Source organism: Halorubrum sp. GN12_10-3_MGM (assembly GCF_005435235.1).
GTDB classification, from domain to species: domain Archaea; phylum Halobacteriota; class Halobacteria; order Halobacteriales; family Haloferacaceae; genus Halorubrum; species Halorubrum ezzemoulense.
In genome coordinates, this window is the sequence record NZ_SGUB01000033.1 from 1 (window position 1) to 26610 (window position 26610).

A 26610-nucleotide genomic window follows, 5' to 3' on the forward strand; every position below is an offset into this window, starting at 1 on the left:
GGGCGGGCGGGACTCGAAGGGGCAGCCGCGACGGCGCGCGACGTAAGCACCGAGGGAGGGGACGGAGTGGCCGACGGAGGCGCGCAGCGATCGCAGCGAGCCCTCGCAGCTGGGGCTTCGGTGGTGTTCGACGGCGATCCGTCGAGACCAATCTATAATCGGGCGACACCGCCGCTCGGAGCTACGAGCGAATCAAAAAACCGCCTACCGCTTATCCCTCCAGTTCGAACGCGACCTCGACTTCCGCCTGATACTCGCGGTCGGCCGCGCTGTCCAACTCGACGCCGAACTCCTCGACCTCGACCCAGTAGACGTTGTCCAGCGTGTCCTCGGCGCGGTCGATGGCGTCGTCGGCCGCGGCGTCGAAGCTCTCCTCGCTCGTCCCGATCAGCGTGATTTTCTTGAAAACCATGTCACGTGCTGGTAGGACGCACGGGGGGATAAAAATAGGCGTCGCGGGACGGGCCCGTGGCTGGAGGACCCCTACGGACTTCCGGGCGCGCCTTCCATCACCGCGAAGTCCTCGCCGTCGTGGTCGATGCCGATGACCGCCCAGTCGTAGGGAGGTTTCGAGGCGACGAGCCGCTCTTGGAGGTCGGCCGCGCGGTCGCGCCACGTGACGAAACACCGGAGTCGTGGTGTGTCGCCCCCGTTTTCGAGATACGGGTCGAGGTCGTCGTCGTCCAGACACAGCACCGTCACGAGGACGCGCCGCCACTTGCGCTCCGCGACGAACTCGCGTCCGCCCTCGGAGACGGTGTAACCCAGTTCGCGGAAGACGTCTCTGGCCTCGGTCGTCGGGGGGATGCTCACAGTGGCCATCTACCTCGAAGTTCGGCACCATCCGTGATAAACTTTCTCACGATTTCGGACAGAGAGAACCGGCTGGGCGGCCGGGAACGCCGCGGAGAGCCGCGAGCGAGTCCCATCGCCGGAGGCTCACTCGTGGGCCGCGTCCCACTCGTCCGGCTTCCGGAGGTTTCCGCACTCGGTACACTGGATCCGGCCCATCGTGTCCATCGCGGTGTCGAACGACCCGCAGTTGCCGCAGCGGAACCCCCAGCGGGACTCCCCCGCCTCGTCCGCGAACACGAGGTAGAAGGGGCCGTCCGCGCCGCGCTCCGTGCGCGACCGGTCGGTGTACACGCGTTCCCCGTCCGGTGTCGTCGTCGCTTCCAGCGTCATACCTCTCGCTACCCGGCGGAGCGACTTAAGCGGCGGACTCGGCGGTCGGGAGAAAACGGAAGCGAAGCGGAGGCCGGAACCGCCCCGGTGACGGCGGGGAACCGCTACGTGCGGAACGACTCGCCGCAGCCGCACTCGGAGACGACGTTCGGGTTCTCGACCTCGAAGCCGGCCGCCTGAAGCCCGTGTTCGTAGTCGAGCGTGCTCCCGCCGATGTAGTTCTTGCTCGCGGGGTCGACGAACACCCGGAGGTCGTGGTGTTCCACGACGAGGTCGTCTTCCTCCGGCTCGGTGTCGAAGCGCATCCCGTAGGACAGCCCCGCGCAGCCGCCCTGCTGGACGAACAGTCGCAGTCCGGCGATGTCGGTGTCGAGCCCCTCGCCCTCCAAGAGCGAGAGCGCCTCCTCGGCGGCGTCCGGCGTCACCTCGATCGCCGGGTCGTTCCCCTCGGTCCCGGTGTCGGCCGGTTCGGTACTCATGCGAACGCGTTCGGCGTCGACACTCAAAACCCTGCCGGCGGGAGCGACCGGTCAGGTCGCTGCGTCGGCGCTCGAATCCGCGTCCGTGCTCGGATCCGCGTCAGTGTTCGGCTCCTGCTCGGGATCGGGCGCGCCGTCGCGAGCGGCCGCCGCGGGTCCGACGGCCCCGCTGACCGTCACGTCGCGTTTCGGGTACGGGATCTCGATGCCCGCGTCGCCGAGCGCCACGTACAGCGCCCGGTTGAGTTCGTGTTGCGCGCGGCGGCGACGAGTGGGCCCGTTCACCCAACAGAGGATCTCATACTGGAGCGAGGAGTCGCCGAACGACCGGAACCGCGCCCGCGGCTTCGGGGAGTCGAGGACCAGCGGCTCGGCTCCCACGACATCCATCGCGAGCGCCTCGAAGGCGTCCACGTCCGTCCCGTAGGCGACGCCGATCGGGACCCGGACGCGGCGGCGGCGCCGGGGCGCGGACTCGTTCGTCACCTTCGAGGCGTTGAGCGCCGCGTTCGGCACCGTCACCAGCACCTCGTCGCGGGTGAGCAGCGTCGTCGAGCGCACGCCGACCTTGATCACGGTCCCGGCCGTGCCGTCGTCTAAGACGATGAAGTCGCCGATCTTGTAGGTGTCGTCGAAGTACAGCGCGATCCCGCCGAAGAAGTTCGCCACCGTGTCCTTCGCCGCGAAGCCGACCGCGATACCGGCGACGCCCGCGGCGCCGAGCAGCGGCGTGATCTCGATGCCCCACAGCCACAGCAGGGTGCCGACGCTCCCGACCAGCACCGCGAGCGTCCAGACGTTCGAGAAGACGGGCGCGAAGTCGAACCGCCCGCCCTCGGCGTTGACCGCGGCGACGACCCGGTTCACGACGCCGTTGGCCGCGTACGCCCAGACGAGGACGATCACCGACAGCGACGGTCGGCCGAAGACGGCGTCGAGCAGGCGCGGCTCCACGATCACCGAGGCGCGCACCGCGGGGACCTGCGTGAGCACGAACACCCCCGCGAGCGCCGCGGTGACGACGAGCGGCGCCCGCAGCGAGGCGATGACGATGTCGTCGTAGCCGGTGTCCGTCGCCGAGACGTACCGCCGGGTGACGCGGAGGACGACGAACTCCATTCCGAGGGCGGCGACGACCGAGACGAGGAGGACGGCGACCGTCGCCTCCACCGCCGTGAACCCCTCGAACAGCGCCGCGAGCGACGGTATCATACCTTCGAGACGACGCTGCGCGAGATAACCGTTTCTGCGGGGGACGCGTCGCTCACCGGGTCACGGCGTCGTCTCGACGAGGCCGACGAGGTCGCGGAGGGTGTCGATCTCCGCGGTCGGCTCGACATCGAGATCGAGGGCGGCGTTGTGCTCGCGCCTGAGGAACACGCCGTCGAGTCCGGCCCGTTCGGCGGCGATCACGTCGGTGGCGCGGTCGCCGACGTAGAGCCCCGCGCTCGCGTCGAGCGCGTCGAGCGCCTCGTTCAGGTAGTGCGGGTCCGGCTTGCGGCGGCGGAACCCCTCCGGACCGAGGTCGCGGCCGCGGGCGAACGAGAACGCGTCGAGCCGGAAGTGGTCGACGACGAACTCCACGGTCGGGTGGTAGTTGTTGCTCACGAGCCCGACGGGGACGCGCTCGGCGATCTCGCCGATCGCGTCGACGTCGGGGCAGAGCTGTCTCGTCCCGGCCGCGAGCCGGGCGACGGACCGCTTCGCGCCGCGCTCCTCGCGGGCCCGGAACAGGGCCGCGGGATCGACGCCTAACTCCTCGCAGGCGCCTCGGAAGTCGTCGTCGTACGCGTGCGTCTCAAGCGGACGCCGGAGGTCCCCGGTCACCCGCAGGTCCCGTTCCTCCAGCACGTCGTCGAGCGCGCGGCTGTGAACGATGTCGTCGGTCCCCCAGCCGTCGAGAATCACGCCGTCCATGTCGAAGAGGACGACTCCGTCGGTCGCTCGGTCGTTCCGGTCGTCTGTATCGTGAATCGCTGTCATGTGTGGTTCCGTTTTGTCGTCGGTTCGCGTGTCGCTCCGCCTCGCGGTCGGCATCAGCGCACTTTCCGTCGAGCGTACGCCGACACGCCTTCGCTCACCAGCACGACGCCGAGGATGGCGATCAGCAGCGCCGACACCGTCCGCCACGCGAACGAGTCGATCGCCTCGAACAGCTGGACGCCGATCCCGCCGGCGCCGACGAACCCGAGGATCGTCGCCGCGCGGACGTTGATGTCCCACCGGTACACGCTGAGCCCGACCAAGGCCGGCTTGATCTGCGGGACGATCCCGTAGATCAGCAGCTGGGCTGGACTCGCGCCGGTCGCCCGGACCCCCTCCACCTGCCCGAAGTCGATCTCCTCGATCTCCTCGCCGAGGAGCTTCGCCAGGAACCCGATCGACCGGACCGCGGTCGCGACGGTGCCCGCGAGCGCGCCCGGCCCGAGCATCACGACGAACAGCAGCGCCCAGACGATCGTGTGGACCGACCGCGAGACCGTGACGATGAGCTTCCCGAGCGCGTACGTCGCCCGGTTCGGCGTCGTGTTCTCGGCGGAGATGTACGCGACCGGGGCCGCCATCATCACCGCCGCGATCGTCCCGACGACGGCGATCTGTATTGTTTCGGCGAGCGGGCCGACCGCGTTCGGCAGGTAGCCCCAGTCCGGCGGGACCATCCGCCCGAAGAGGTCACCGACCTGCGCCGGCGCGGTGGTCACGTACTGGAGGCTCATGTCGAGCCACTCCCACGAGCCGACCACGACGGCGACGGCGACGAGCGCACCGCCGATCCGGAAGAGCCGCTCTCGCGCGTCGAACCGGCTCCACTCGCGCGTGGCGCCCGCCATCACTGGACCCTCCGTCTGACGACGGCGCTCACGAACTCGGCGACGAGGACCACCGCGATGATCGCGATGAGAATTGCCGCCACGTAGTCGTACTCGTACCGTTGGTAGGCCCGCTGGAGGAGGACGCCGATCCCGCCGGCGCCGACGATCCCAACGATCGTCGACGACCGGATGTTGATGTCCCAGCGGTACACGGCGAGCCCGGCGAAGCGCGGAACGACCTGCGGGACGACCCCGTAGACGAGGCTCTGGAACCGAGAGGCGCCGGTCGCCCGGACTGCCTCGACGCCACCCATGTCGATATCCTCCAAGTCCTCGGCGAACAGCTTCGAAAAGAAGCCGATCGTTTTGAAACTGATCGCGACGATCCCCGCGAGCGGGCCGAACCCGAGCGCGATGACGGCGACGATCGCGACGATCAGTCCGTCGATGGCACGCGTGGCGCTGATGATACCGCGACTGAGGTAGTAGGTCGGCTTCGGTGAAATGTTCTCGGCCGCTCCGAACGCGACCGGCAGGCTGATCGCGATCCCGGCGACGGTCGCGACCATCGCCATCGCGATCGTCTCGATCATGCGGTCAAACAGCCTGAGCGTGTATTCGCTGCCGGTCTCGGGCGGCAGCATCGAGTCGATCAGCTCGTAGCCGTAGCCGAGTCCCGAGAGGAACCGCCCGAGGGTGATCTGTAGGCTCGCCACCGACCAGACGACGAGCGCGAGGACGGCCCCGTACACTGCCCACTTTGTGTACCGGTTCCGGAACGCGGTCGGCCGTCGCCACGTCCGTCTGTCCGCCGCGCCCGCCGACCCGGCCGGCGAGGACGACTCGGTCGCCACGGGTCAGTCCTCCGCGGGCAGGCGGTCGGAACCGGCATCCTGCCCGTTCCGCGCGCTCGACTCACCGTTCGAACCCGAGTCATCGTTCGCCCCCGACAGCCAGTCCGGGTCGGTCACGGCCGACTCCGGCGGCTCCTCCCCCCGGTAGATGACGCCCTTCGACTCGTCGGTGAGGTCGCTCGCCGGCCCGTCGAAGACGAGTTCGCCGGCGTGAAGCCCGAGGATTCGGTCCGCGTACGCCTCCGCGAGGTCAACCTCGTGGATGTTGATCAGCACGGGCACGTCGCGGTCCTCGGCGATGTCGGTGAGCAGCTCCATTACGTCGCGGGAGGTCTCGGGGTCGAGGCTGGAGGTCGGCTCGTCGGCCAGCAGAATCTTCGGCTCCTGGACGACCGCCCTCGCGATGCCGACGCGCTGGCGCTGCCCGCCCGAGAGCTCGTCGACCCGCTTGTTCTCCATGCCGTTGAGTCCGACGAGGTCCAGCAGCTCGTAGGCGCGCTCGACATCGTCCGGCGGGAAGTTCCGCCGGAGCGCCGCCCAGTTCGAGACGTAGCCGAGCCGCCCGGAGAGCACGTTCTCCATCACGGTGAGCCGTTCGACGAGGTTGTACTCCTGGAACACCATGCCGATGTTCCGGCGCGCGTTCCGCAGCCCGTCGTCGTCCAGCGCCGTCAGCTCCGTGTCGTCGAGGCGAATACTTCCCGCCGTCGGCTCGACTAGCCGGTTGACACATCGGACGAACGTGCTCTTGCCGGCCCCGCTCGGGCCGATCATCGCCACGACCTCGCGGCCGTCGATCCGCACGGAGACGTCGCTGAGCGCCTCGTCGCCGGTCGGGTACGTCTTTCCGAGCTTCTCCGTTTCGAGCATCGTTACAGGTTCCCGCTCTCGTACTCGACGCCGTTGTACCGCTGGATGATCAGGATGTCGTTGAACACCTTCTTGTAGTCGATTTCGACGTACTCGGCCTCACCGGTGTTTTCGGCGTACTCGGTGTCCGTCCAGTCGGTCCCGATGGTCGCCTCCTTGATCCCTTCGACGATGTCCGGGTGAAGGTCGTAGCGGTGGACCATCGGACCCGGCGGGAACGGGTTGCTCGCCCAGACCACTTTGAAGTCGTCGTAGTCGATGTCCTCCGTCGACTGGACGAGGTCGTCGACGCAGGTGCTACAGATCGGCCCGGCGTCGTAGTCGCCGGCCGCGATGCCGCGGGCGGTCTGGTCGTGGCCGCCCGAGAACTCCCTCTCGTAGTCCTCTCCGGCCGTCACGTCGAAAAACTGGTCGAACAGCGCCGACGGCGCCTGGTTGCCGGAGTTCGACGCCGGCTCGGAGTGCGTGACTGTGACATCGTCGCGCGCGAAGTCGTTGACAGACTGGATGTCATGCTCGTCGTCGCGGGTGATCGCCAGCAGCCGGTAGCCGAACTGTCCGGAGGGACTTCTCGGGACCGCGAACGGAACGACGCCGCCGAGGTTGACCCCGAAGGCGGACGTCCCGGTCGAGATATCGCCCAGATGTCCGCGCCCCGCCCGGAACGACTCGACCGTCGCCGCGTTGGAGTCGACTGGCTGCCACTCGACCGTCCGGCCCGTCGTCTCCTCGAGCCGGTCCAGCAACGGCTGGATGGTATCCTGGTACTGCGACTGGCCGGACTCACCGGGCTTGTCCACGAAGATGAGCGGGTCGGGATCGACCCATTCGCTCTCGTCGTCGGGCAGATCCCGCGGCGGCTCGCCGTGAGCGATCTCGTCGACGTCCTGGTTCCGCATGTTCTCCAGGTCCGTCTGGCTCCCCTGAAAGTAGTCGTTCTCCGAGACCGCCGTCATCAGGTAGTTGTTCTCCTCCCAGCCGGGCTCGGCGGGATCGAACTCCGAGGCGTCCGCGAGCATCGGGTCGCTTGATCCGCCGTCGCCGCCGTCGCCGTCCTCGCTGCCCGAATCGAGGCCCGCGCCGGCCTCGCCGTCTCCGCTCCCGCCGGAACAGCCTGCCAGACCGGCGATCCCGACCGCCCCGCCGGCCAGGATGAACTTACGCCGTGAACTCGATTCCCGCCGTTGAGTTATGTCTTCCACCATTACGGATTGGAAACGTGTTTTCAAGGCGAAGAAGCCTGCTATGAGCCGAATATGGCCGTCTAGACTGCTCCGTGGTGGGCCAGAACACACCATGAGGGGACGGGCCGCTCCGTACCCGTTCGGATCGATCTATGATGGTATATACCGCTCCGGAGGCGGGGCATCCTCTCCGGGTCAGGCGGGGCCGGGGAGCGGGGAGGCGACGGGACGGCGAGTCACTGGAACCGCTTCCGGACGCTCTCCGCGTGCGCCTCCAACCCCTCCGCCTCGGCGAGGGAGGTGATCGTCTCCGAGAGGTCATCGAGTGCGTCGCGGTCGAGGCGCTGGACCGTCGACGACCGGAGGAACGTGTCCACGGAGAGCCCACCGTAGCGCTTCGCGCCGCCGTTCGTCGGCAGCACGTGGTTCGTCCCGGCCGCGTAGTCGCCCGCGGCGACCGGCGAGTGCGGGCCGAGGAAGACGGAGCCGGCGTTGGTGATCCGGTCGAGAAGCGCCTCGTCGTCGTCGGCCACGATCGAGAGGTGTTCGGCGGCGTACTCCTCGGCGAACAGCACGGCCTCGGGCATCGACCGCGCGTGGAGCACGCCGGAGGCCTCGTTGTCGAGTGCGGCCCGGATCGTCTCCTCGCGCTCACGCTCGGCCGCCTGCGCCTCGACCGCGTCAGCGACCGCCGCGGCGAGGTCGGCGTCGTCCGTGACCGCGACCACGGAGGCGTTCGGGTCGTGTTCGGCCTGCGCGACGAGGTCGGCCGCCACGAGGGCGGGGTCCGCCGTCTCGTCCGCGAGGACAAGCACCTCGCTCGGGCCGGCGAGGAAGTCGATTTCGGCGTCGCCTTGGACGATCGACTTCGCGGCCGTGACCCACTTGTTCCCGGGGCCCACGATCTTCTGGACCCGCGTCACCGTCTCCGTGCCGTAGGCGAGCGCGGCGACAGCCTGCGCGCCGCCGACCTGGTACACCGCGTCGGCCCCCGCCTCGTGGATCGCCGCGAGGGTGACCGGGTTCAGATCCGCCGCCGGCGGCGTGGCGACCGCGACGTGGTCGACGCCGGCGACGACCGCGGGGATGATCCCCATCAGCGCGCTGGAGGGGTACGCGGCCGCGCCGCCGGGCACGTACACGCCGACCCGGTCGATCGGACGGAACCGCCGCCCCAGCTCCCGGCCGCCGAAGTCGTCGCGCCAGTCCTCCGGGCGCTGCCGCTCGTGGAACTCGCGGACGTTCGCCGCGGCCTCGCGGACGGCGTCGAGGACCGGGTCGTCCGCGTCGGCCAGCTCGTCGTGCGCCCGCGCCGCGTCGTCCGTCACGTCGATGTTGCCGACGGCGACCCCGTCGAACTCCTCGGCGAACTCGCGGACCGCGACGTCGCCCTCCTCGCGGACCCGCTCGACGATCTCCCGCACGTCTTCGCGGACCCCCTCGACGCCGGCGTCGCGCTCGAAGAAGGCGCGGCGCTCGGCCGGCGAGAGGTCCGCGACGGTTCGTACGTCCATACGCTTCGTGGGGGTCGGCGCGGCAAGGGCGTTCCGACTCGGGCGGCGCTGGCGGTGCCACGGCCGACCGGACGAGGCGGGCCGTCGCCGCTCACGTTAGCGGGCGGATACCCGTCAGATCGAGGAGGGCGAGGACGACGAGACCGGCGAGCAGCCCGGCCGCCGCGAAGAGGACGGGCGCCGACGCGGCGACGGCGACCCCGTAGGGCGCCACCAGTCGGGTCGTGCCGCGGATGAGGAAGGAGACGAACACGAGACCGAACGCGGCGAACGCGAGGGCGACGAACCGGGAGCGGTCCACGGGCGTTCAGTCCGTCTGGGGAACGCCCGTGCCGTGGGGTCCGTGGCCGTGGGACTCGCGGCTGGGGTCGAAATCGGTACACATGTCGTAGAACACCGCCTCGGGGTCGCGGTTCCACTGCCACTTCCAGCGGGTGCGGACCAGCAGCGACAGCTTCCGGGTGAGCGACAGCTCCGGGGTCGTCGAGACGGTGTCGTACCCGAGGTTCCGGATGAGGCGGTGGTGGTCGACGTACAGCACCGCCGCGAGCAGCACCGCGAGCTGGCAGTCCTCGGGGAGGTACTTGATCCCCGCGACGCCCTCCTCGTAGAGGCGCTCCGTGCGGGCCATCTCCTCGCGGATCGCGGCCGCGACATCCTCGTCGAACTCCAAGTCGAGGATCTGCTGCTCGCTCACGCCGTGGCGCCGCAGGGTCTCTAGGGGGAGGTAGATCCGGTCGCGCTCGACGACGTCCTCGCGGACGTCCCGGAGGAAGTTCGTCATCTGGAACGCCTCGCCGAGCTTCGTGGCGTGCGGGAGCGCCTCGGCCTCCTCCTCCGGATCGAGGTCCATGATCGACGTCATCATCCGCCCGACGGCGGCGGCGGAGCCGTCCATGTACGCCTCTAGGTCCGCGTAGGTTTCGTAGCGGTCGGTGTCGATGTCGCTCTCCATCGCGTCCACGAACGAGTGAACGTCCGCGTCGGCGATGCCGTTCCGCTCGCGCACCTCGGAGAACGCCTCCAACACGGGGTCGTCGGTCGGCTCCTCGCCGAGCGCGGCCGCCCGGAGCCGGTCGAGTTCGGCCCGCTGCTCGGCGGGGGGCGCCGTGTCTTCGGCGTCGACGACCTCGTCGGCGATCCGGAAGAATCCGTACAGCACGTACGTCGGGTGACGAATCCGCTGCGGCAGTAGCCGGGTGGCGACGTGGAAGGTCTTCCCGGTGCGGCGCTGGATCCGCTTGCTCCGGGCAACCTGCTTTTGCTCTACCATGCTGACCTCGGTGGGTCGGCAAGGAGGGTCACGTACGGGTCGCCCATCATAAAAGAAAGGTCGGCCTCCAAGAACATAACAGTTCGCACGACACAGTTCGGGTGCCGATCGACCCCGGCCGTGCCGGCGATCGACGCGGCGCGCGGCGCGACCGACGGCTCAGTAGAACGTGTCGCTACAGTCGTAGACGACGCCGTGCGCCGGACAGACGTACTTACAGTGCCGGTGGTACATCGGGGTCTCGCAGACCGGACACGGGCGACCGCCGTCGTCCGCGGGGGCATCGCTCACGGCGGACACACGCAGTCGAGAGGCAAAACCCTATCCACCGTTCACCGCGTCGAGATACCTGACCAGTCAGTCGTCGAGGGCGCCCCGGAAGCGAGTTACTCGTCCGCCAGTCGGTCGTACACCGAGCGAGCGACCGTCTCCTCGTCGAACGGGAGGGTTAACACGCCCCCCCACTCGGAGCCGGTGAGCGCCCCCACCGTCTCCCCGTCGAGCTCGACGCGCCGCACCTCGGTCCCGTCGAGCGTCATCGACACCACGAACGCCGCCGGGTCGTCGGTCGCCCCCGCCTCGTCGAGGCGGCTCCGGAACGACTCGATCCCCGCCTCGGAGAGCACGACCTGGACGAGGTACTCGCCGTCTTGGGAGAAGACGCCCTTGACGCGGTCGAGGTCGCTCGCGTCGAACAGCAGCGCGTCGGTCCCGTCGTCGCCGGTCACCCGCGCGACGAACGGCGCGTCGGGATCGACGCCGGCCGACGAGGGACCGGACCCGCCCCCTCCGTCGGCGGACGCGCCGCCCGTCGGTCCCGGGCCGTCGCCGCCGATGCCGCCGGCCGCCTCGCCGTCCGTCACCGCCGTCGCGCCCGCGAAGCCGACGGCGCCGACCGCACAGACCGCGCCGAGGCCGCCGAGCACGCCCCGTCGAGAGATGTCCATACCCTGCGGTTTCGGCGAGCGGTAAAAAGGATTACACGCCGATTTCCGCGCGCGATAATTACGGAAATCCGGAACGTTCGACATCCGGAACGCTCGCCACCGGTTACTCGGCGGTGAAGGCGACCTCGTCGCGGGTCGCCGTCTCGCCGAACAGCCACTCGGCGTGGTCGACCGCGTACTCGCGGTGGTCCTCGGTGATGTAGCCGAGCGCGTCCTCGACGACGACCGGGCGGTAGTCTCGGAGGCCCGCGCTCCCGGCCGTGTGGAGGACGCAGACGTTCGCGAGCGTGCCGCAGATCAGCAGGTCGTCGATGCCGTGCGCGTCGAGGTACCCCTCCAAGTCCGTCCGGTAGAAGGCGTCGTAGGTGTGCTTCTCGACGACGTGGTCGTCGTCGCGCACGTCGAGGTCGGCGACGAGTTCGGCGTCCCACGACCCCTCGACGACGTGTTCGCCCCACCGGTCGAACTCGTCGTAGTAGTGGGTCTCGTCGAACTGCTCGGGCGGGTGGACGTCGCGGGTGTAGACCACGCTCGCACCGGCCTCCCGGGCGCGGTCGACGAGCGCCGTCACCGGCTCGACCGCCGCCTCGCTCGGCTCGGCGTAGAGGCTCCCGTCGGGGTGACAGAACCCGTTTTGCATGTCGACGACGACCACCGCGGTTGCTGTCGGATCGAACGCCATACCGGCGGTTAGCGCGCAGGGGGCAAAAACCGTCGTCCGTTCCGCGGGGTCCGCGCGGCGATCCGCCGACACGGCAGGAAAAAATCCGCCGGCCGCGGCGCCGAAGGAACCGACAAACTACTTACCGGGGCGGCCGATAAATCTCGTATGCGACGGGTTCTCAGCCCCTCGACCGCGGCCGCGATCGTTGCCGCGGTCGCCGTCCTGTGTGTCGCCTTCACCGCCGGCGTCGCCGCCGCCCCCGACGCCGGCGCGGTCCCCGCCGAGTCGGCCGGGAACGGCCCCGTGACGTCCGACGCCGTGCCCTCCGCGTCGGCCGAGGAGTGCGGTCCTGGTGACGGCACCGAACTGGTGGGCTGTTGGAACGGGACCCACTACGAGGAGTCGGTCGACTTCGCGGAGACCGACGGACTCAACGAGACGCAGTTGGCGGCGCTGACGGACCTGACGATGGCGCGCGTCGAACACGTCCGTCAGCGCCCCTTCCGGGAGGACGTGCCGGTCGAGACGGTCTCCCGGAGCGAGTACCTCAACGACACGGCGAGCGGGAACGGCTCCGAGGCGTTCCGGCGCTGGAACGACCAGGTGTGGGAGGCGCTGTTCGTCGTCGGCGACGACGCGAACGCCAACAGCGAGATCGACTCGGTGTTCGGCGGCGCGGTCTCTGGCTTCTACTCGCCGACGGCGGACCAGATCGTCATCGTCGTCCCCGACGGGGAGTCGCCGGATATCGACCCCTCCACGCTCGCGCACGAGCTCCTCCACGCGATGCAAGACCAGTACCACGACCTCACCGACCCGCGCTACGTCGGCGCGACGCAGGACGGCGACCTCGCGGTCGACGGGATCGTCGAGGGGGAGGCGGTCCACGTCGAGGAGCGGTACGCCGCCCGCTGCGCCGACAACTGGACCTGCGCCGAGCCGCCCGAGAGCGGCGGGGGCGGCGGCGACGTGCCCGACTTCAACTTCGGCATTCTCCAGACCGTCCTCCAGCCGTACGGCGACGGCGCGCTGTACGTCCGCGAGCTGCGCGACGAGGGGGGCTGGGCCGCCGTCAACGAGACGATGAACGACCCGCCGGCGTCGACGGCTGAGGTCATCCACCGGGACCCCGACTACGAGGAGCGCAGCGTGAGCTTCGAGGACGCCGCGACCGGCGGGTGGGAGACGTACGCGGACCAGGGGGTCGACGGCGCGGAGACAGCGGGCGAGGCGTCGATGTTCGTGATGTTCTGGTACCAGAGCGCCGGGGTGCGGTTCGACGGCGGATACGAGTATTCGGTGCTCGAGCCGGACCGGTCCCCCGCGGAGAACTACAACGTCCACTTCCGCACCGACGCGGAGCTCCAAACCCGGGGACTGTACAACTACGCGCACCCCGTGACCGAGGGGTGGGCCGGCGACGAGCTGTACCCCTACCGGAACGGCGAGCGCGACGGCTACGTCTGGGCGACCGAGTGGCAGACCGAGGGCGACGCCGCGGCGTTCCGCGACGCCTACGTGCGGATGCTGACCGCGCACGGCGACGGCGACTACGCCGAGGGGACCGTGTACGAGATCGGCGAGGAGAGCGACTTCCCCGGCGCGTACGGCGTCGAGCGCGACGGGACGAGCGTGACGATCACCCACGCGCCCTCGCCGGCGGGCGTCCTCGAACTCCGGCCGGACGCCGACCTCGCGCTCCCGGACGCGGGTGACGGGGCCGACGGCGACGGCGGTGACGGCGGAAGCGACAGCGGCGACGACGGCGACGTGAGCGACGGAACCGACGGCGCTGACGGGGCGAACGGGAGCGACGACGGGAACGGGAGCGACGACGGGAACGAGAGCGGCGACACCGCCGGCAGCACTCCCGGATTCGGGGTCGCGGCGACGCTCGTCGCCGTTATGGCGGCGCTCGGGCTGTTCGCACGGCGATCCACGTGAACTGATCCGCCCGGGATCGTCGCGCGCTCGCCGCGACACGGTGGCTTTTCGTCTCCGCGCCCGAACCGTCGAGCATGAGCGAGTTCGACATCGTCGACGCGGCCGCGATCCGGGAGGGCCGCGCGACCGACGCGTACTTCGAGCGGACCGAGGCGGCGCTGGAGGCGGCGGGGCGGAACCCGCGCGTCGTCGCCGAGGTGACCGCGGACCAGTTCCCGGACGGGGAGTTCGAGCTGTTCGCCGGCCTCGGCGACGCCGTCGAGCTGCTGGCCGGCCGCGGCGTCGACGTCGACGCGATCCCGGAGGGGCGGCTGTTCGACGGCGGGCCGGTGATGCGGATCGAGGGGCCGTACGCGGCGTTCGCGCGGCTGGAGACGTCGCTGCTCGGCTTCCTCTCGCAGGCGTCCGGGATGGCGACGGCGGCGCTCGACTGTCGGCTCGCCGCGCCGGACTCCTCGGTGCTCTCGTTCGGCGCGCGCCACGTCCACCCAGCGATGGCCGCGGCGGTCGAGCGGTCCGCGCTCGTCGGCGGCTTCGACGGGTTCTCGCACGTCGCGGCCGGCGAGCTGCTCGGCCGCGAGGCGTCCGGGACGATGCCCCACGCGCTCGCCATCTGCTTCGGCCGCGGCGAGCAGGAGGCCGCGTGGCGCGCCTACGACGATGGCGTGCCGGGGGACGCGCCCCGGATCGCGCTGTGTGACACCTACTCCGACGAGGTCGACGAGGTCCTCCGCGCGGTCGAGACGCTCGGCGACGACCTCGACGGCGTCCGGCTCGACACGACCGGGTCCCGGCGCGGCGACTTCCGACACATCGTCCGCGAGGTCCAGTGGGAACTCGAGGCCCGGGGCCACGGGGACGTGGACGTGTACGTCTCCGGCGGGCTCGGCCCCGCGGACCTCCGAGACCTGCGCGACCTCGCCGACGGGTTCGGCGTCGGCGGGTACGTCTCCAACGCGGACCCGGTCGACTTCGCGCTCGACCTCGTCGCCGTCGACGGCGAGCCGGCGGCCAAGCGGGGGAAACTCTCGGGCGCGAAGTCCGTCTACCGCACCGAAGACGGCGCCCACGCGGTCGGGCTCGCGGGGCGCTCTGGCCCGGACAGCGCCGAGTCGCTCATGGAGCCCGTGATCCGCGACGGCGAGGTCGTCGCCGACGAGGCCCTCGACCTGTCGGCGTCGACGGAGCGGGCGCTCGCGGACGCGGAGGCGGTGGGGTACGGGGACGACGAGTAGTTTGTCGCACGGCAGGGCGCGGTCGGAGAGACCGGCTCGGGCCGCGCGTCACCCGGAGTCGTCCGGCGCGTCGTCGTCCGGTCCGGTGGCGCCCGAGTCGGCGCCGTCCGGGTCGCCGAACAGGCCGAGACAGGCCCACGCCCAGCCGCGGGCTCGGACGCGGCGCGGTGAGTCGGACACGGTTACGCCCTCCGGACGAGGTGGTCGCGGACCGCCCGCCGGCACTCACGGAGCGTCTCGACGAGGCGCGCGACGGTCGAGAGGACGGGGTACGACACCGTGAAGTCGTCGTACAGGTACGCGACGGTCGATCGCTGTCGGACGCCGACCGCGGCGCCGCGGCTGGCGGTCCGATCGAGGTCGGCCTGCCGCTCCGCCAGCAGCGCCTCGCAGGCCTCGATCCGCTCGCCGAGCGCCTCGTGGCGGCGACGCAGCGCGTCGAACCCGAGCGCGGAGAGGGGCGTCTCGTCCGCGGTCGACAGCCAGTCGGTGGTCTCACGGACCGTCTCGCCGGCGGACCGGAGCGACGCCGCCTCGCGTTCGAGGGTCCGGTCGAACACGGCGAGCTCCGCGAGCCGGTCGTCGACGGCGGACGCTATCGCCGACGCGACCGGGCGGGTGAAATCGTGGTCCGTCTTCGGCGAGAGCGCGACCGCGACGGCGTCGCCCAGTTCCTCGCGGACGGTCGCGAGCAGCGGTTCGCCGTCGGAACCGTCGGGCACGCTGTGGGGCCGCACCGTCTCGGCGAACGCCTCGCGGACCCGGCGACAGCCGTCGGTCGACGCCGCGTTCGTCGCGCCGGCGATGGCGCGGACGCCGCCGGCGCTCGGTCCCGGCCCGCCGCCGGTGCCGTTCCCGAAACCGGCGCCCCCGCCGCCGGCGCCGGTCGGCGCCGAGGCGGTCGGGATCGACGCGAGAGCCGATCGGAACCGCTCGTACGCTCGTCGCTCGTCCGCCGTGGCGTCGCGTTCGGCCGCCACCCGGTCCCGGGCGCGGTCGACGTGCGTCTCGACGGTCACCGCGGATCACCGCCCTCGGGCGGTCGACCGTCTGCGTTGACCGTGTGAGTCATAGAGATTAGGCTAGCCTAAAACATAAAAAAGCCACCGGTTCGCGGGACCGTCGGAGCGCGGGCGCCGATCTGCGCTCGGCGGTCGAGACGCGAGGGAGCGACAGACCACGAGTGAGATGGCGCCGCGGCTCAACGGGACGCGTCGAGCGGGAAGGAACGGTTTGCGAGACGGTGGGGCCGGGACGAGCGATGTCCCGGCGCGAGCGGGTCGGCCTACAGCTCCTCGACCGCGCCGCCGTCGGCGCGCTCTCGGAACACCTGGCCCTCGATGAGCGTCACCATCGTGTCTTCCTCCTGCCAGGCGGTGGGCGAGAGCTTCGCCTTCCGGCAGGTTCGCGAGAGGAACTCCGCGGCCGACCAGCCGTTCTCGACAGGGACCGTCGGATAGAGCCAGCCGTGCGCGTTACCGCTGTCGACGGAGACGCCGTGGGTGCCGATCTCGAGGTCCTCAGCGGGATCGTTGGTAAGGACAGTGTTTGAGACGACGAACACCGAGACGGTGATGTTGTCGAGTTCCTTCGGCTCCACCTCGGAGCCGCAGGAGTCGCCCGAGGCGGCCTTGATGGCGGCCTCGACGATGGCGTGCCCGAGCTGGTCGGAAGTGTCCCACGCCCCGGCGCAGCCGCGGAGACGGCCCCGCCCCCGAGTCGACTGGAGCCGAACGAAAGCGCCGGTGCGGGCGTAGAACGCCTCGCGCATGCTTCCGGGCTGTTCGCGTTGCCCGTGTCGAACGAACGACTCCACCGCCTCCCGCGCGAGTTCGACCGCTCGTGCACCGTCGTCGTACGACAGCTGAACGGTCTGGGCCTCGGACATGAGAGTCCATTACGTTGCTGGCGACTTGAACGCTTCCCTTGTGGCACCGCGCTCGCGGCGTTCGCGGCGTCTCCGCCGAACCCCGCAGATTCCGCCCGGCGGACGCGCCCGACCGATCCGCTTATTCGCCGGCGGGCGAAACGGGAGAACGGACAGAGGGAGCCCGACTCCCGTGCCTCCGGCATGAGGAAAGTCCCCCCACCGGCCGGACAGGCGACCGGGCACACGCCCGGAGTCGGAGACGGCTGGCTCTGGAACAGCAACGACACCCCCCGCCCCGACCGATGATCCGCGCGAACCGACCCGCAAGGGAAGGGAGTTAACCCGGAGAGGGTACGTGGGTTTCCCACGTTGTACGTGGCTCCGCCGCGTCCGAGACGGGCGGGAACGGATGGAACGGCGAATCCTCGCCGGTGCAAGTCCGCGCCACAAGGTAGTCCGGCCGCGGCGCGGACGCTCAGCCGAATGTCGGGACGAACCGAAGGGGGCTTACTCCCCTCAGTCCGCTCACACCGACCAGCGGTGCGATCCTTCCGCGATCATCGAGAAGTGAACGAGTCGGTGGCGCGTGCCTGCGAGCGGCCGGAGCGAAGCGGCGGCCGCGAGGAGCACGCGCGAGGGAGTCGCTGGCCCCGGAGCGAAGCGGAGGGCGCCAGCGACGAGGCTGGGGAGGCGTGAGGATGCGGTCACGGTCGGGCGGGGCTTCGGGGGTGTTCGTCGTCGACCCACTCTCAGCGGTTTCTAAGTGAGCTGCCGGGACTTCGGGAGCGTTCGCCGTTGATCCGCTCTCAACGTCTTATAGACGACCGACCAAAAATCGCGATCCGAACCCGTCTCAGGCCGTTTCCATTTCCTTTTCGAGCTCGCGGAGCTTCTCGATGCGGTTCTCCGTCGAGGGGTGCGTGGAGGCGATCTTGCCGACGAAACCGGCCTTGATCGGGATGATGAAGAACGCGTTCATCTCCGCCTCCTCGCGGAGGTCCTCCTCGGGCACCCGGTCCATCCGCCCGTCGATCGTCATCAGCGCCGAGGCGAGCGCTCCGGGCTTCCCGGTGATGAGCGCCGCACCGCGGTCGGCGGAGTACTCACGGTACCGCGAGAGCGCGCGGATGAGCAGGAACGAGATCACCCACACCAGAAGCGACGCGACGATGGCCACGATGACGGGCGCTCCCTGCCGGTTGTCGCCGCCGAGCAGCCACCCCCACCGCACGATGAAGAAGGCGATAGTGGAGAGGAACGACGCGATGGTCATCACCATCACGTCGCGGTTCTTGACGTGGGCGAGCTCGTGGGCGAGCACGCCGTCGAGCTCGTCCTCGTCGAGGCTCTCCAACAGTCCGGTCGTCACCGCGACGGTGGCGTTCTTCTTGTTCCGGCCGGTCGCGAACGCGTTCGGGACGCGGGTGTTCGCGACCGCGACGGTCGGCTTCGGCAGGTCGGCCTGCTGGCTCAGGCGCTCGATCCGGCGGTGGAGGTCCGGGTACTCGTCCGGGTCGACCTCGCGGGCGCCCATGCTCCGGAGCGCGAGCTTGTCGCTGAAGAAGTACTGCGCGAGCGAGAACGCGCCGAACATCGCGAGCGTGAAGATGATCCCGACGTTGAACACCTCGATCAGGACGCCGATGAACACGACGTAGAGGGCGAAGAGGAGGAACATCGTGAACCCCATTCGTCCACGGAGCCCCCAGTCTGTCTTCCAGTCCATACCCCAAGATTACCGCTCGGCGCGTTAAAGCCTGCCGGAGCCGGGGACGATGCGGCCCTGAGGCGCCCGCCCGCGGCGGTGCGGTTTTCGGCGCAACGCTGCGTTTTTGCCCCGCGACCGCGACGGCGACGCATGGACACCGTTCTCGTCACCGGCGGCCGCGGCGCCTCCGGGCGCTGGGTCGTCGACCGGCTCGCGGGCGATTACGAGGTCGTCGTCGTCGACTACGACCACCCGGGCCTCGGCGTCAACCTCGCCTCGAACGTCTCGTTCCGCGCGGCCGACCTCGCCGAGCGCGAGCAGGCGCTCGACGTCGTCGCTGCCGTCGACCCGGACGCCGTCGTCCACTGGGCGGCGATCCCCGTGGCCGGAACCCACCCCGAGGGGCGGGTGTTCGAGACGAACGCGCTCGCCGCGAAGCACGTCCTCGACGCCGCCGGGCGAGCGGGCGCGCCGGTCGTTCAGGCCTCCAGCGACGGCGCGTACGGCTTCTTCTTCGCCGAGCCGACGCCGTTCCCGGATGAGTTGCCGGTCACCGAGGGGCACCCGCTCCGCCCGGAGGACCCGTACGGGCTCTCGAAGGTGACCGCGGAGGCCGCGGCGGGCGCGGTCGCGCGCCGCCACGGCGTGTCGGCGGTCTCCGTCCGCCCCTCGTGGATCCAGTACCCCGGCGACTACGCCTGCCGCGCGGACGAGTACGTGGCCGACCTCGAGGCGGGCGCGGGCAACTTCTGGTCGTACGTCGACGTCCGCGACGTCGCCGACCTCGTCGCGGCCGCGCTCGCGGACCTCCTCGGCGACGACTCGGCCGTCGCGCTCGGCACCCACGAGGCGATCAACTGCGTCGCGGCCGACAACGCGCTCGGTCGCCCCCTGCTCGAACTCCTGCGCGAGTCGTACGGCGAGGTTTCCGACGACTGTGCGGTCGACGGGAGCGCGCTCGCGGAGGGCGACGACCGCGGCGCGTACGCGGTCGCGAAGGCGGAGCAGCTGTTCGGGTGGACGCCGTCGCGGTCGTGGCGCGACGCGGCCGACGAGGCGGTCACCGAGCCGGCACTGTTCGAGGGGTGACTCGGCCGGGCGACAGCGACCGATTTCCGGTCAGATCGACAGGATCGCGTTGACGAGGGTCCGCGTCGCGATGGCGGTCACGGAGCCGAGCCACGTCAGGAGCACGAAGTGGATGTAGCCGTTCGCGGGGTTCCCGCCGTCGATCCGGCGGATCATCTGCGAGGAGAGCGCCGCGTTGAACAGCACGACGGTGAGGAGGAGGTACTCGATGAGCGGGATGTCGTAGGCGCCGGGGTAGACGATCTGCCCGATGTCCATCTGGTCGAGCCCGAAGTCGGCGGTCAAGTCCGCGAGAATCGCAACGATCTCCAGCCCGATGAAGAAGGCGAACGTCGCGGCCGCGGTGATCCCGTACAGCAGTCCGATGAACGTCATCGCCGCCTGCCGGCGCTGCTCGCGCAGCTGGTTGACGGCGTTCATGTTCTTCGAAATCAGCTCGCCGAGCATCTTCGGGTCCCCGCCCATCCGGCGGCCCACGAGGTACATCTCGGAGAACTTCTGGATGAGGTACGAGCGCGTGTCTCGCGTGAACGCCCGCCACGCGCCCTCGGTGCTGATTCGCATGTTGAGCCGGCGGTAGAGCCGCTCGATCGACTCCGAGAGCTCCCCGAAGTTCTTGTCGCGCAGCGTCGTCAGCACGTCGGTGGTAGTCGACTGCTTCGCGCTCTCGGTCGCGCCCAGCGCGCGCACGAACGACGGGAACTCGCCGTCGCGGGCGGTGATCGCCTGCTCCTCGCTCCGAAGGACGACCCCGGTGATGATCAGCGGCGAGATGGGGACCGCGAGGTACAGCGGCAGCCGCACGTCGTCGAGGAAGAAGAGGAGACCGGGAAGCCCGGGCCCGTACCCGAACATCCCGGCGGCCGTGATCCCGATGAGGAGGAACGAGAGCGCGCCGCCGCCGATCAGCGACCCCCACAGCTTCAGGTCGCCCGGGGAGCGCTCGTCGGGGTGGTACCAGATCGGGTCGTACGGCGACGTGGCGCGAATCATCGCGTAGAAGCCGAGCTGGACGAAGACGAACAGCACGATGACGGCCGCGACAGTCGCGGTCGGGTCGTTACCGGTGAGGATCGGGAGGACGACCGCGAACACGAGGGCGAACGTCATCGAGAGGATCATCGACATGTACAGGTCCTTCATCACCTCCAAGTTCGAGAGCGCAGACTCGTAGCGGGTCTCGTACTGTGCCAGCATGACGTCCTGCTCAGAGACGAGGAACTCCTCCAGCGACTGCCCCGCGCCCATGGTGTAGCCGAGGCGGTCGAAGAAGTCGGCCATCGCGTCGGAGGGGACCTCCTGAGCCCGACGCCGACACGCGTCGTCGAGGCTCTGGTTCCACGTGTCGACGAGGTGGACGACGCGGCCGATCTCCTCGGCGGCGACGCCGTACTCCTCCTCTTTCGCCAGCGTCCGGAACACCTCCATCCGGTCGATGTTCGTCGTCGACAGCACCGTCATGTGCGTCATCACGAGATGTAGTTGGTTGTCGATCTTCGTCTCCAGACTGGAGAGGTAGATCTTCGGGTAGATCACCGCCGCGAACAGGATGAGCCCGCCGAACATCGGGATCGGGACCCGGGCGGCGAAGGGGAGCGGCAGCGCGACCAAGCCGACGACGCTCGCGAGGAAGACGAGCACGGCCGGGAACAGCACGAGCCCGACGTACTTCCCCTTGGAGATGTCGAGCTGCTCGTACGACTCCATGACCTCGGAGGTCAGTTGGGCGGCCGTCGCGAGCCCGTCGCCCACCTGTTTCACCGCCATCGTCAGCGTCCCTCCGGCGCCCTCGCGGGCGGTTCGTCACCGAGCATCGTCACGTGTCCCCGAGCATCGTCACATCGTGTTCCGGTGCATGTCGAAGGGGAGCCCCTCGACGCCGTCGCGCTGGAAGGAGTTGATCGCGTCGTTCACCTCGTGGTAGCCCAGAATGCCCTCCTGAATCATCCGCTCGATGAGCTCCGCGCGGAACTCCAGGTCGTCGTAGATGTCGCGGGTGTCGGCGTAGCCGAGCAGCGTCGCGATCTGCTCTTCTAACACGTAGGAGTTGTTCATCCCCTGGAAGACGATCTCGTCTTCGACGGGGTCCCAGCTGAACACCTCGCGGGTGACGACCCCCTCCATCTCCTTGGAGTACCCCTCGATCTCCTGGACGCTCGTCACGCGGCGCAGGACTTGGTCGCCCTGCTTCACGCGGTTCTGGAACAGCGCCACGTCGGCGTTGTCCATGAACGTCTCCGGGACGTTGATCGGCTCGGAGGTGAACCGCTGGATCATCGAGACGATGTCGGACGCGTGGAACGTCAGCATCACGGGGTGGCCGGTCTGGGCCGCCTGGAACGCCATGCGCCCCTCGGCGCCCCGGACCTCGCCCACGATGATGTAGTCGGGGCGCGACCGCAACGCCGCGGCGACCAGATCGAACATATCCACGTCGGTGGATCCCTCGGCGCCGCCCTCACGGGTCAACAGCTGCTGCCACGTGCTGTGCGGCGGGATGACCTCCGCGGTGTCCTCCGCGGTGTATATCTTCGAGTCGTCCGGGATGTACGAGAGGATGGCGTTCAGCGTCGTCGTCTTCCCGGACGCCGTCTCCCCGACCACGAATACCGTCTGCTCGTTCTCTAGGCAGAGCCAGAGGTACGCCGCCAACTGCGGCGAGAGCGTTCCCCAGTTCGTGATCTGATTGATCGACAGGGGCACCTCGTCGCCCTGCCGGATCGTGAGCGAGGACCCCTTCAGCGAGACGTCGTCGGAGTAGATGATGTTGATACGCGAGCCGTCGGGCAGCGTGGAGTCGACGATCGGATCGGAGTCGGAGAGGGGGTCGCCCATCCGCTCGCCCATGTTCCGCAGCCAGTTGTCGAACTCCTCGGGGGTACCGAAGTCGACGGTCGTCTCCAGCATCCCGAAGGTGCCGTGGTCGACGTGACACTCCTTGGGGCCGATGACGTGAATGTCCTCGTTGGCCGGGTCGCGCATGATCGGTTCGAGGGGGCCGAGCCCGACGATGTCGCGGTTAAGCCGGTATCGGATGTTCTCGTAGGTCTCCTCCGTGACCGAGAGTTTCCCCATGTTGAGGACCTTCGAGAGGTTCCCGCGGAGTCCGCCGTTCTGCTCGTCGATGTGCGTGACCTCCTCTAACAGCTCCTCGATGAGGTCGTCGTACTCGGCCTCGTTGTCCGGAGCGGTGTGTTGACCGCTCACGGTGAGGAGCCGGTTTTTCACCTCGTTGAGGATCTCGGCCTGCGAGCCGGAGAGCTCCGGCTCGATGGCGTAGTACTTCGTGTCCTGCCCGAGGTCGCCGTAGATGTGGCTGTAGATGGGGCCGCCGACCGGATAGATGACGTTCGGCCGGTTGGACTCGTACTCGTCTTTCGGCTCCTCGATGAACTGCGGGAACTCCCCGGTGATCTGTTTGAACTCCCGGAGGTGCTCCCGGAGGTGCGGCCGCCGCATCGCGGCCTTCCGGAGCTCGTCGGACGGTTTGGCGGTGCCGTGTTCGGTCATGTCCCACGCTCGGTCGTCGCGGTGGTCGCAGTCCGCGCGCGCGGACCGGCTGTGCGTCTGCGGGCCATGTGTTAGGCGACGCTGCGGCTCTCAATGACGATTCCGGTTCCGGAACGCACCGAGAACCCGATTGTGTCGCCGACTTGTTCGCCCATGCCCGCGAACCGCTTCACGTTGATCTGCCGGCGGATGTCGTTGCCGACCTCGATCATCTCCAGTTCGAGGAACACGTCGGCGATGGAGCGGAACGGGCCGATCGCCTCGTCGTCGACCGCCGAGGGGTCGACGGTGAGCACCACCACCTTTCCCTGCGAGATGATCTCACGGAAGAAGGAGATGATCTCGAGGGCGGCCTGCCGCTCCTCGTTCTTCCGAACGAGCGCCTCGAACGTTGGGTCGTTGCGGAAGATGGCGTCGAACGTGTCGAGGAAGACGACGTCGGAGTTCCACATCGCCTCCGCTTCCATCAACCGCTTGAGCAGCTCCTTGCGCTCGCCGTCGCCGTCGGAGAACGCGCCGCCGGAGTCGAAGTCGGCGTGGAGGAAGAGCAGCTCCTCTTGGAGGAGCGGCTTCACCATGTCGTACTCCAGCGAGTGCATCTGGTCGATGAACCCGCGGACGGTGAGCTCCGTCGACATCATCGTCACCGAAGCGCCCTCCTCGACGAGCCCGTAGGCGAACCGCTGAGAGATGGCGCTTTTCCCGGCCCCGTAGTCGCCCTCCATGAGGACGATGCTCCCGCGGGGGATGCCACCGCCGAGCTCCTTGTTGAGTCGGTCGCGCTCGCCGAGGCCGAGCGAGAGAAGGTTGTCGTGGGGCATCTCAGTTACCCCCCACGCGGAACTGGAATAGCTCCTCGTCGCCGTTCACCGAGAGGTACACCCGGTGGTCGCCGTCGGCGAGCCCGCCGTTCACGCCGTCGATCTCGCTGACCTCGATCGTGAGGCGGAGCACGTCGCCGCGGCTCCATGCGTTCGCGCCGTCGACGGAGACCAGCTCTCCGGAGAGCTTGCTTGGCCGCACGTACCCGCCGTCGAAGACGACGTCGAGGTCGGAGCCGTCGGGCGCGAGGCGGTAGGTGCCGGTGTTCTTTATCAGGAGCGTCACGTTGCCCTCGGTCGCGTTGTACACCCCCGCGCTCGGGTCGGAGATGATCGTCACGTCGGTCCGGAGCTGCTCGGTCGCGTCGAGCCCCGCGTCGTCGACGGCGGCGCTCACGCGGTCGACGCCCGTCGTGATCGTCCCGACGACGCCGGCGGCGATCACCAGGCTGGCGATGAACAGGATGAGGTGCGAGACCGGGACGCTGGCCATCTACGCGCTCACCTCCGTCACGGTCGCGGCGTCGCGGACACCGGACTCGACGACGAGGACCACGCGGGTCTCCCCGCCGACGATGTCGGTCTCCACGGTGTCGCCGACCGTCACCGACAGCGTCTCGTCGCCCAGCCAGAGCGCGGTGTCGGCGTCGCCGTCGACGGTCGTGGCAGCGTTCGAACCCCCGACGTCGACGTACTCGTTGCCGACTAGGAGCGTCGCGTCGTCGGCGACGAGTCCGATCGAGCCCTCGTTGGTGGCGTTGACAGTGAGCTCGCCGGTCGTCGCGTTGAACGTCGCGCTCGTCACGGAGAAGTCGGTGTTCTGCCGTTCGAGCGCGCGCTCGTTGACGCCGTGTTGCGCGTCGGAGACTCGCTCGATCCCGTTGGACGCCACAGGGTAGAACGTCGTGAACGCGAAGAACAGCCCCGCGACGATGATGGCCGTAGACGCGGAGACGCTAACGCCCATCTCCCCACCCTCCGTCGGCCGGATCGGCGCGGTCAGAACGGGGATTCGGGTCGTTCATCGGTCGCGTGGAACCGTTCCGCTCGCGCCGGTCGTCGCGGGGAGCGTCGCCGCTGTTCGCCCCGCCGTCGCGGTCCGCGCCGTTCGTACCGTGATCCGCGCCGTTCGTGCGTCGCTCGCGCTCGTCCCGGGCCTCTCGGCGACCGGACGGCTCGTGCCCGTTCCGCTTCGGGGCCGAGCGGTCGCGGCGGTCGCCGCGGGCCGGGTCGGCGCGACCGCCGCGGCGGCCTCGGACCGGCCCGCCGCCAACGATCGAGCCGCCGGCGAGGTCGTCCCAGCGGTCGAGGAGGACCGTGTGGCTGCTGGTGCCGTTGAGCTGGGTCACGTACCGGAGGCTGCGGGTGTGGTGTTCTCGGACGAGCCGGTCGGTGCCCGGACGGTCGACGAGGTTGCGGTCGATCGTGCCGAACCCGGAGAGGAAGTCCCGGAGCCGCGCCGCGGCGTCGGGGCCGATCCACTCGATCCGCTCGTAGTAGTTGATGGCGCGCACCGCGTCGGTGACATCGCTCTCGGAGACGAGGAACTCCAGCCACTCCATCACGAGGAGGTCCCCGACGTAGTCGCCCGGGAGTTCGGTGAGGTATGGCTTGCCGCGGTTGCCGCTCCCCGAGAGGTCGTCCTCACCGACGTACTCGAAGCCGCCGGACGCCTCAGCGGGGTCGCCGCCGGGTCGACGGCCGGGGGCGGGATCCGGTTCGGCGCCTCGCGCCGGTTCGGGGTCCGCCGGTTCGCCGAAGTCGTCGCCGCCGGTCTCGGCCCCGAGGTCGTCTCCGCCGAGGTCGTCACCGAACCCGTCGTCCGCGGCCCCATCGTCGAACGAGTCCGTTTCGTCGCCGGGGTTGTCGAACGAGTCGTCCCCGTCGTCGAACGGGTCCTCGTCCGCGGCGTCGTCGCCCTCTTCGGCCCAGTCGGCCTCCCCGGAGTCGTACTCCTCTTTCAGTTCGCTGAAGCTCTTTCCGTCGTCATTCATATCGTCTTCCTCGTCCGCCGTTTCGGTCTCGGACGCGGCGTCGTCCGTGCTGTCGTCATCCAGTTCCTCGAAGTCATCGTCGAGGTCATCGAACCCGCCGTCGTCGACGTCATCGTCGAGGTCGTCGAACCCGCCGTCGTCGACGTTATCGTCGAGGTCATCGAACCCGCCGTCGTCGACGTCATCGTCGAGGTCATCGAACTCGTCCGCCTCCGCGCCCGCTTCCTCGTCGAGGAGGTCGTCGTCGAAGAACCCGTCCGCGTCGGCGTTCGCGACGTCCTCGTCAAGATCCTCCTCCTCGCCGCCGTCTTCATCGTCGAAGATGCCGAACGAGCCCTCGCCGCCGCCGGCGACGCTGTCGAAGCCGCCGGAGTCGTCGACGAAGGGGTTGATGCCGCGGGTGACCATCTCGTAGATGTCGAGGAGGTTGCGGACATCCTCCTGAATGTCGTCGACGGCGTTCGAGATCTCCTCGTTCTCCGAGCGAACCGTTGAGACGGTCGAGGAGAGCGACGCGACCTCGTTTTCGAGCTCGTCGAGCCGGTTTTCGAGCTCGTCGGTGGCCGCGCCACCGCCGCCTCCGCCGCCGCCGCTGTCGTCGAACTCGTCGTCCCACTCGTCCATGCCGTCAAAGTCGTCGAAGCCGTCGCCATCAC

At 69.4% G+C, this 26610-nt stretch carries 29 protein-coding genes and 1 other RNA gene; 4 read left to right on the top strand and 26 right to left on the bottom strand.

All coding sequences use genetic code 11. From position 1 onward, the window contains the following. Positions 1-211 precede the first annotated feature (211 nt). The 16 genes from EXE47_RS16595 to EXE47_RS16665 all read right to left on the bottom strand — a co-directional run bounded on the left by EXE47_RS16595 (position 212) and on the right by EXE47_RS16665 (position 11801). Positions 212-412, bottom strand: coding sequence for a dodecin (locus EXE47_RS16595; RefSeq protein ID WP_049930142.1), 201 nt, complete (start codon positions 410-412; stop codon positions 212-214). 71 nt (positions 413-483) lie between these two features. Then, positions 484-822, bottom strand: coding sequence for a hypothetical protein (locus EXE47_RS16600; RefSeq protein WP_089308372.1), 339 nt, complete (start codon positions 820-822; stop codon positions 484-486). A 117-nt stretch (positions 823-939) separates the two neighbouring features. Next, entirely contained in the window at positions 940-1185 is a 246-nt protein-coding gene (locus EXE47_RS16605; protein WP_049930138.1) for a DUF5816 domain-containing protein, read from the bottom strand. Between the two features lie 104 nt (positions 1186-1289). Next, positions 1290-1664, bottom strand: a complete 375-nt coding sequence (locus tag EXE47_RS16610) for an iron-sulfur cluster assembly accessory protein (RefSeq protein ID WP_049930136.1) — start codon at positions 1662-1664, stop codon at positions 1290-1292. A 51-nt stretch (positions 1665-1715) separates the two neighbouring features. After that, entirely contained in the window at positions 1716-2876 is a 1161-nt protein-coding gene (locus EXE47_RS16615) for a mechanosensitive ion channel family protein (RefSeq protein ID WP_137708519.1), read from the bottom strand. A gap of 60 nt (positions 2877-2936) precedes the next feature. After that, entirely contained in the window at positions 2937-3647 is a 711-nt protein-coding gene (locus EXE47_RS16620; RefSeq protein ID WP_137708520.1) for an HAD family hydrolase, read from the bottom strand. Positions 3648-3700: 53 nt separating this feature from the next. Further along, positions 3701-4495 carry a phosphonate ABC transporter, permease protein PhnE gene (gene phnE, locus EXE47_RS16625; RefSeq protein ID WP_089308374.1) on the bottom strand — a complete coding sequence of 265 codons (795 nt, stop codon included), beginning with the start codon at positions 4493-4495 and terminating at the stop codon, positions 3701-3703. Beyond that, positions 4495-5331 carry a phosphonate ABC transporter, permease protein PhnE gene (gene phnE / locus EXE47_RS16630; RefSeq protein ID WP_089308375.1) on the bottom strand — a complete coding sequence of 279 codons (837 nt, stop codon included), beginning with the start codon at positions 5329-5331 and terminating at the stop codon, positions 4495-4497. The genes phnE (EXE47_RS16625) and phnE (EXE47_RS16630) overlap by 1 nt, the downstream gene beginning before the upstream one ends. A 3-nt stretch (positions 5332-5334) precedes the next feature. Continuing rightward, positions 5335-6201 (bottom strand): phosphonate ABC transporter ATP-binding protein, encoded by an 867-nt coding sequence (gene phnC / locus EXE47_RS16635; RefSeq protein ID WP_089308376.1) that lies wholly within the window; start codon positions 6199-6201, stop codon positions 5335-5337. A gap of 2 nt (positions 6202-6203) precedes the next feature. Next, positions 6204-7406, bottom strand: coding sequence for a phosphate/phosphite/phosphonate ABC transporter substrate-binding protein (gene phnD, locus EXE47_RS16640; protein ID WP_089308377.1), 1203 nt, complete (start codon positions 7404-7406; stop codon positions 6204-6206). Between the two features lie 215 nt (positions 7407-7621). Continuing rightward, a complete protein-coding gene (gene hisD, locus EXE47_RS16645) occupies positions 7622-8899 on the bottom strand; it encodes a histidinol dehydrogenase (RefSeq protein WP_137708521.1) in 1278 nt (425 codons plus the stop codon). A 91-nt stretch (positions 8900-8990) separates the two neighbouring features. Beyond that, the gene (locus EXE47_RS16650; protein ID WP_049930132.1) at positions 8991-9200 is read right to left on the bottom strand and encodes a hypothetical protein; all 210 of its coding nucleotides are present in this window, start codon (positions 9198-9200) and stop codon (positions 8991-8993) included. 6 nt (positions 9201-9206) lie between these two features. Continuing rightward, positions 9207-10172 carry a phytoene/squalene synthase family protein gene (locus EXE47_RS16655; RefSeq protein WP_086220654.1) on the bottom strand — a complete coding sequence of 322 codons (966 nt, stop codon included), beginning with the start codon at positions 10170-10172 and terminating at the stop codon, positions 9207-9209. Between the two features lie 159 nt (positions 10173-10331). Beyond that, a complete protein-coding gene (locus EXE47_RS19240; RefSeq protein ID WP_254921840.1) occupies positions 10332-10463 on the bottom strand; it encodes an HVO_2523 family zinc finger protein in 132 nt (43 codons plus the stop codon). Between the two features lie 95 nt (positions 10464-10558). After that, the gene (locus EXE47_RS16660; RefSeq protein ID WP_049930130.1) at positions 10559-11119 is read right to left on the bottom strand and encodes a hypothetical protein; all 561 of its coding nucleotides are present in this window, start codon (positions 11117-11119) and stop codon (positions 10559-10561) included. 103 nt (positions 11120-11222) lie between these two features. Continuing rightward, positions 11223-11801 (bottom strand): cysteine hydrolase family protein, encoded by a 579-nt coding sequence (locus EXE47_RS16665; protein WP_137708522.1) that lies wholly within the window; start codon positions 11799-11801, stop codon positions 11223-11225. A 147-nt stretch (positions 11802-11948) separates the two neighbouring features. Between EXE47_RS16665 and EXE47_RS16670 the strand changes: the two genes are divergently transcribed. Together EXE47_RS16670 and EXE47_RS16675 are read left to right on the top strand one after the other, a co-directional pair. Then, positions 11949-13727 (top strand): Hvo_1808 family surface protein, encoded by a 1779-nt coding sequence (locus tag EXE47_RS16670; RefSeq protein WP_137692021.1) that lies wholly within the window; start codon positions 11949-11951, stop codon positions 13725-13727. Between the two features lie 74 nt (positions 13728-13801). After that, positions 13802-14962, top strand: coding sequence for a nicotinate phosphoribosyltransferase (locus EXE47_RS16675; protein WP_137708523.1), 1161 nt, complete (start codon positions 13802-13804; stop codon positions 14960-14962). 48 nt (positions 14963-15010) lie between these two features. Here the strand turns inward: EXE47_RS16675 and EXE47_RS19245 are convergent, their stop codons facing one another. The 3 genes from EXE47_RS19245 to EXE47_RS16685 all read right to left on the bottom strand — a co-directional run bounded on the left by EXE47_RS19245 (position 15011) and on the right by EXE47_RS16685 (position 16850). After that, complete coding sequence (locus EXE47_RS19245; protein WP_255375963.1) at positions 15011-15142, bottom strand: hypothetical protein; 132 nt, start codon at positions 15140-15142, stop codon at positions 15011-15013. Between the two features lie 2 nt (positions 15143-15144). Then, positions 15145-15981, bottom strand: a complete 837-nt coding sequence (locus tag EXE47_RS16680) for a hypothetical protein (protein ID WP_086219917.1) — start codon at positions 15979-15981, stop codon at positions 15145-15147. A gap of 266 nt (positions 15982-16247) precedes the next feature. After that, positions 16248-16850: a TIGR00296 family protein gene (locus tag EXE47_RS16685; protein WP_086216770.1), complete on the bottom strand. Its 603-nt coding sequence runs from the start codon at positions 16848-16850 to the stop codon at positions 16248-16250. Positions 16851-17001: 151 nt separating this feature from the next. On the opposite strand from EXE47_RS16685, the gene rnpB reads away from it, so the two are divergent. Further along, positions 17002-17354: RNase P RNA component (gene rnpB, locus EXE47_RS16690), an RNA gene on the top strand. Positions 17355-17685: 331 nt separating this feature from the next. Here the strand turns inward: rnpB and htpX are convergent. Next, entirely contained in the window at positions 17686-18558 is an 873-nt protein-coding gene (gene htpX, locus EXE47_RS16695) for a zinc metalloprotease HtpX (protein ID WP_049930122.1), read from the bottom strand. Between the two features lie 132 nt (positions 18559-18690). On the opposite strand from htpX, the gene EXE47_RS16700 reads away from it, so the two are divergent. Continuing rightward, positions 18691-19629, top strand: a complete 939-nt coding sequence (locus EXE47_RS16700) for an NAD(P)-dependent oxidoreductase (protein ID WP_089308384.1) — start codon at positions 18691-18693, stop codon at positions 19627-19629. 30 nt (positions 19630-19659) lie between these two features. Here the strand turns inward: EXE47_RS16700 and flaJ are convergent, their stop codons facing one another. The 6 genes from flaJ to EXE47_RS16730 form a co-directional block, all read right to left on the bottom strand. Next, positions 19660-21396 (bottom strand): archaellar assembly protein FlaJ, encoded by a 1737-nt coding sequence (gene flaJ, locus EXE47_RS16705; RefSeq protein WP_049930120.1) that lies wholly within the window; start codon positions 21394-21396, stop codon positions 19660-19662. Between the two features lie 69 nt (positions 21397-21465). Then, positions 21466-23139, bottom strand: coding sequence for a type II/IV secretion system ATPase subunit (locus EXE47_RS16710; RefSeq protein ID WP_086216898.1), 1674 nt, complete (start codon positions 23137-23139; stop codon positions 21466-21468). A 71-nt stretch (positions 23140-23210) separates the two neighbouring features. Beyond that, entirely contained in the window at positions 23211-23960 is a 750-nt protein-coding gene (locus EXE47_RS16715) for an ATPase domain-containing protein (protein WP_049930118.1), read from the bottom strand. Between the two features lies 1 nt (position 23961). After that, complete coding sequence (locus EXE47_RS16720) at positions 23962-24453, bottom strand: flagellar protein G (RefSeq protein ID WP_086216897.1); 492 nt, start codon at positions 24451-24453, stop codon at positions 23962-23964. Further along, entirely contained in the window at positions 24454-24927 is a 474-nt protein-coding gene (locus EXE47_RS16725) for a flagellin (protein WP_086216896.1), read from the bottom strand. Next, on the bottom strand, positions 24917-26610 hold a 1694-nt coding region (locus EXE47_RS16730), incomplete at its 5' end, for a FlaD/FlaE family flagellar protein (protein WP_137708524.1). The genes EXE47_RS16725 and EXE47_RS16730, both read right to left, overlap by 11 nt.